We start from the raw sequence: 4,897 nt of genomic DNA, 5'->3' as shown, positions 1-4,897 counted from the left end.
GCGGCCGACATTCCTTAGACGCGCTGTAACTTCGATGACGCCCTTGCGGACAGGTCGTAGAAAATGGGTATGCAAATCAACCGTCGAAGGGAGCTTCGTCTTGCCCGCCTTCATTCCGGCGAGCATGCCAATCGTATCATCCATCATGGCGACAAGATAGCCGCCCTGGATAACGCCTGCCGGATTGCAGAACTCCGGGCGGCCTTCAAAGCGCACCCGGGTTGTCAGCGCTTTCATGTCGAGCGCCAGGAGTTCAAAGCCAAGCGATGTCGAGGACGGGCTCGGCTTCGGAAAGACATCACGAATGAGATGACTGTCAGGCATGGGAAACTAGAGCGTCCTCGCGATCAGCATTTTCATGACTTCATTGGCGCCGCCATAGATACGCTGAACGCGCGCATCTGCATACATCTGGGCGATCGGATATTCGTCCATGTAGCCGAACCCACCATGCAGCTGGAGACACTCGTCGACGATCTTGCACTGGAGATCAGAGATCCAGTATTTCGACATGGACGCGGTGGCGGCGTCGAGCTCTTCCTTGAGCAGGCGCTCCGTACAATGATCGGCAAACACTTTGGCGACGGTCGCTTCGGTCTTGCATTCGGCCAGTTTGAACTGGGTGTTCTGGAAATCGAAAATCGTACCGCCGAACGCCTTGCGGCCCTTCACATATTCGACGGTCTCGTGAATTGCACGCTCAATCATGCCGACGCCCTGAAGGCCGATTATGTGGCGCTCCTGCGGCAGTTTCTGCATCAGTTGGATGAAGCCCTTGCCCTCGACTTCGCCAAGAAGGTTGGAAGCTGGCACACGCACTTCATCGAAGAACAGCTCCGATGTATCCGCAGCATGCTGGCCAACCTTTTCAAGGTTCCGGCCGCGGCGGAAGCCTTCCACCTTGTCTGTCTCGACAACGGCAATCGAAATGCCCTTGGCGCCCTGGGTCGGGTCCGTCTTCACGCAAACGAGGATCAGGTTTGCGGTCTGGCCATTCGAGATGAAGGTCTTCGAGCCATTGATGACATATTCGTCGCCATCGCGCTTGGCGGTCGTTTTCATGCCCTGCAGGTCAGAGCCTGCACCGGGCTCCGTCATCGCAATGGCGGTTACGAGTTCGCCCGAACAAATGCCGGGCAGCCAACGCCGCTTTTGTTCTTCGGTGCCATAGGCGACGATATAGGGTGCAATAATCGCATTGTGCAGGGTTATGCCGAATCCGTCGACACCCTTCCACTGCTGTTGTTCGATGATGATGGCTTCATGACGGAAATCACCACCCGCGCCGCCATATTCTTCGGGCACGGATGCGCCGAGCAGGCCCATTTCGCCAGCCTTTTTCCAGATTTCCATCGGAACAATACCGTCCTTGCGCCACTGGGGCACATGCGGCACGCATTCCTTTTCGAAGAACTGGCCAACAGCGTCAGAGAAAATCTCGAGCTCTTCGTCCTGGCGCCAATTGGCCTTCGGGACATCTAGTGGGCTGGCCTGCATTCGTCTTCCTCCGCTATGGGCGGCTTTTGCTTGCCGCTTACGTTCACGTAAACATGTAAGCGTCGCTCCGAGGAATTCCCAGCCCTCTCCCAACGTCAGAACGAGCGGAATCGCATAATTTTTTTGTGTGATAGCGCGTGAAACCCACTTATTTGGGCCACGCGCCATCAAAATCGGACTGGCGCGCTAAAACGCCTCCGCTGGCAAGGCCATCATCGACTTCGCGCCGGTCTTCACCTTGGCCAGGTGTGCAGCACCATCCGGCACCATCCGGTCCACAAAATAATAGCCGGTTGTGAGCTTCTCTTCATAGAAGGGATCGCCCGCCGCCTTCTTCTCCAGCGCAATCTTGGCCATTTTCGCCCACATGAATGCCAAGCCTGTGAGGCCAAACAGGTGCAGGTAATCGTGGCTGGAAGCGCCCGCATTGTTGAAATCGGTCATGCCATTTTGCATCAGCCAGGTTGTGGCCTCCTGCAACTGGGCCTTCAGTGTCGTCAGGCCCTCGATAAACGGGGCCATATCGGCATCGCCATCGGCTGAATTAATGAATTCGTCAACTTCACCAAAGAAGCTGAAGACAGCCCGGCCACCATTGGACGCCAGCTTGCGGCCAACGAGGTCGAGCGCCTGCACGCCATTGGTGCCTTCGTAAATAAGAGTGATACGGCAATCGCGGACGATCTGCTCCAGACCCCATTCACGCGTAAAGCCAGAGCCGCCGTGAAGTTGCAGCGCCTGATTGGCTTTCTCAAAGCCCATATGGGTCAGGTATGCTTTGATGACCGGCGTCAGAAGGGCCATATAGTCGCCCGCCTTTTCCCGCACTTTTTCATCTGGAGATTTGTGCTGAAGGTCACCCTGGAAGGCCGTCCAGTAAGTCAGCGCGCGCGCGCCTTCGAGGAATGCCTTCTGGTCCATCAACATGCGGCGCACGTCCGGATGAACGATGATCGGATCGGCAGGCTTTTCAGGTGCCTTTGGCCCGGTCAGGGAACGCCCCTGAAGACGGTCCTTCGCAAAATCGACTGCATTCTGATAGGCGACGACGGCTTGGGACAGACCCTGCAGGCCCACGCCGAGGCGCGCCTCATTCATCATGACGAACATGGTGCGCATGCCTTTATGCTCTTCGCCAACAAGAAAGCCTGTCGCGCCGTCATAATTCATGACGCAGGTCGCATTCCCGTGAATGCCCATTTTTTCTTCGAGGCCACCGCAGGAACAGGCATTGCGCTCGCCCAGCGAGCCATCTTCACCCACCATGTATTTCGGCACAACGAACAGGGAAACGCCTTTGATGCCTTCTGGCGCGCCTTCGATGCGGGCGAGCACGAGGTGGATGATGTTCTCCGTCAGATCCTGCTCGCCGCCGGAAATCCAGATCTTCTGGCCTGTGATCTTGTAGGAGCCATCGCCCTGCGGCACGGCTTTTGTTTTCATCAGGCCCAGATCCGTGCCGCAATGCGGCTCGGTGAGGTTCATCGTACCGGCCCATTCGGCCGACGCCATCTTCGGCCCGTACTTGGCCTTGAGTTCATCGGAGCCACCCGCCATCAGCGCCTGATAGGCACCGTGCGTCAGCCCCGGATACATCCCGAACGCCATGTTCGACGATGATACCATTTCAGTCCAAGCAATGTTTACAACGTGCGGAAGCCCCTGACCGCCCATGGACGGATCGGCCGACAACAAAGGCCAGCCGTTTTCAACGAGTTGTTTATAAGCTTCTGGAAAGCCATCCGGGGTTTTTACACTGGCGTCATCGCCGCGCACACACCCTTGCTGGTCGCCCACAGCGTTGAGCGGAAACAGGACTTCCTTGGCGAATTTGCCTCCCTCCTCGAGGATGGCATTCACCAGGTCCGGCGTGGCCTCTTCGAAACCCGGCAGGTTTGAATAGTTCTGGATCTGCAACAGGTCCTGCAGGATGAATTGCATGTCGCGGATCGGCGCGTCGTAACGTGGCATTTTGTATTTCCTGTCAATAAAGCACGAAAATCGCAGATATCTGCGGCGCGCTTGTACAAATTAATTTGCCCCACCGTAGCATCTGCTGGGTGGGGCACAATTTGGTCGATGCAGATCAGACTTCGTCGAGCTGCCTGCGGGCAATTTCGTCATATGCCGCAAGCTGTCGCTTGTTCTCATCAGACGGGCCGGTATTCGCAATTTGCGTTTCCAGCCATGAGATGCCCTTGCGCAACTCCGTCAGGGCGGTGTCGATGTCGCCTCTCTGAATTTCCAGCTCCTTCACTTGCTTGCGGAACTTCTCGAGCGACATTCGCATCTGAGCGCGCTGTCCGTCATCGAGCACGTAAAGGTCCAGGATTTCACGGATATCGGCAAGCGGCAGGCCGAGACGCTTTAGCCTGACGATGATGGTGAGCCGCGCGCGATCCCGATTGGAATAGACCCGGGTCATGCCATCCCGAGCGGGATGGAGCATGTCCTTGTCCTCGTAGAAACGCAGCGCCCGCGGCGTAACGCCAAACTCGCGAGCAAGCTCGGAAATTGTGTAGGTGCGGGAATCCGCAGCGGAAATCTTGGAGAGCTTGTTGTTCATCATTCCGCAAATCTAGATCAAGGCTTACGCGAACGTCAACGTAAACTTTTTTGGCATTCTTCGTTTCCCCGCAGATTCCCTTGGTAGAGTTACCGGATTTGGAGGTTTTCTTTACCTTTAACCTGCCCTTAATCCGGCTCCTGTCATCACCGATGCTGAATCTGAATGATTTTGCCCGAAGCATTAACAATCGCGGGCAAAATGAGTGCTTAGGAGAGTGGGGATGAGCCAGACGGGGCCCTGGAGCGTCAAAGGAATTGACCAGCGCGCGCGCGACGCCGCTCGCGAGGCAGCGCATGCTGAAGGCATCACCTTGGGGGAGTATCTGAACCGGCTACTTATGTCGGTCGATGCCCCCCGGCCAAACGAAGTTGCGTATCCTTTCCAGAATCGCCGACCAACGGCAAACGCGGCGAACGACACGCTCGACACGTTGACGCGCCGCATTGAGGCAACAGAAGCGCGCTCCACACTTGCCATAACGGGTATGGACCACACGATCCTCGGCCTGGTGGCTCGCCTGGAAGAGGCCGAGCAAAATTCTGCTGCCGTAGCAGGCCATGTGGACAGCCTGATCGAAGAACTGAAGGTCACACATTCCGCTTTGCAGGCAAAAGTGCAGAAGCTTGAAGCCGACGACACGACCCGCGAAAATCTCGAAGCGCTGAAATCACTCGAACAGGCGCTAGGCAAACTTGCCAGCCATGTCTTCGAAGAAAGCGAACTGGCTCAGAATGAGGCCCAAGCCATTCAGGGCCGGGTCGAGACAGGCTTCACCGAGCTGACCGACCGCGTTGAAAACATGGAAGTGAAGGTCGAACAGACCCTGTCCGA

The 4,897-nt window shown here is 56.6% G+C and carries 4 protein-coding genes and 1 pseudogene; 1 reads left to right on the top strand and 4 read right to left on the bottom strand.

Features of this window, described 5'->3' with window-relative positions; genetic code table 11:
* From B4F73_RS15835 to B4F73_RS15820, 4 genes are all read right to left on the bottom strand, one after another.
* A partial coding sequence (locus B4F73_RS15835; RefSeq protein ID WP_290481244.1) for a PaaI family thioesterase occupies window positions 1–324 on the bottom strand: 324 nt, incomplete at its 3' end.
* A 6-nt stretch (window positions 325–330) separates the two neighbouring features.
* On the bottom strand, window positions 331–1,497 hold the full coding sequence (locus B4F73_RS15830) for an acyl-CoA dehydrogenase family protein (protein ID WP_290483745.1): 1,167 nt from the start codon (window positions 1,495–1,497) through the stop codon (window positions 331–333).
* Between the two features lie 186 nt (window positions 1,498–1,683).
* Window positions 1,684–3,468, bottom strand: a complete 1,785-nt coding sequence (locus tag B4F73_RS15825) for an acyl-CoA dehydrogenase C-terminal domain-containing protein (protein ID WP_206992603.1) — start codon at window positions 3,466–3,468, stop codon at window positions 1,684–1,686.
* Window positions 3,469–3,583: 115 nt separating this feature from the next.
* Window positions 3,584–4,066 (bottom strand): MerR family transcriptional regulator, encoded by a 483-nt coding sequence (locus B4F73_RS15820; protein WP_290479019.1) that lies wholly within the window; start codon window positions 4,064–4,066, stop codon window positions 3,584–3,586.
* 220 nt (window positions 4,067–4,286) lie between these two features.
* Here B4F73_RS15820 and B4F73_RS15815 point away from each other — a divergent pair.
* A pseudogene (locus tag B4F73_RS15815) lies at window positions 4,287–4,897 on the top strand (hypothetical protein); the annotation flags it as partial.

Source organism: Hyphomonas sp. UBA3601 (assembly GCF_002375605.1).
Classification (GTDB): domain Bacteria; phylum Pseudomonadota; class Alphaproteobacteria; order Caulobacterales; family Hyphomonadaceae; genus Hyphomonas.
The sequence above is the reverse complement of the archived record's forward strand: the minus strand, read 5'-3'. Positions and strand labels throughout refer to the sequence as shown.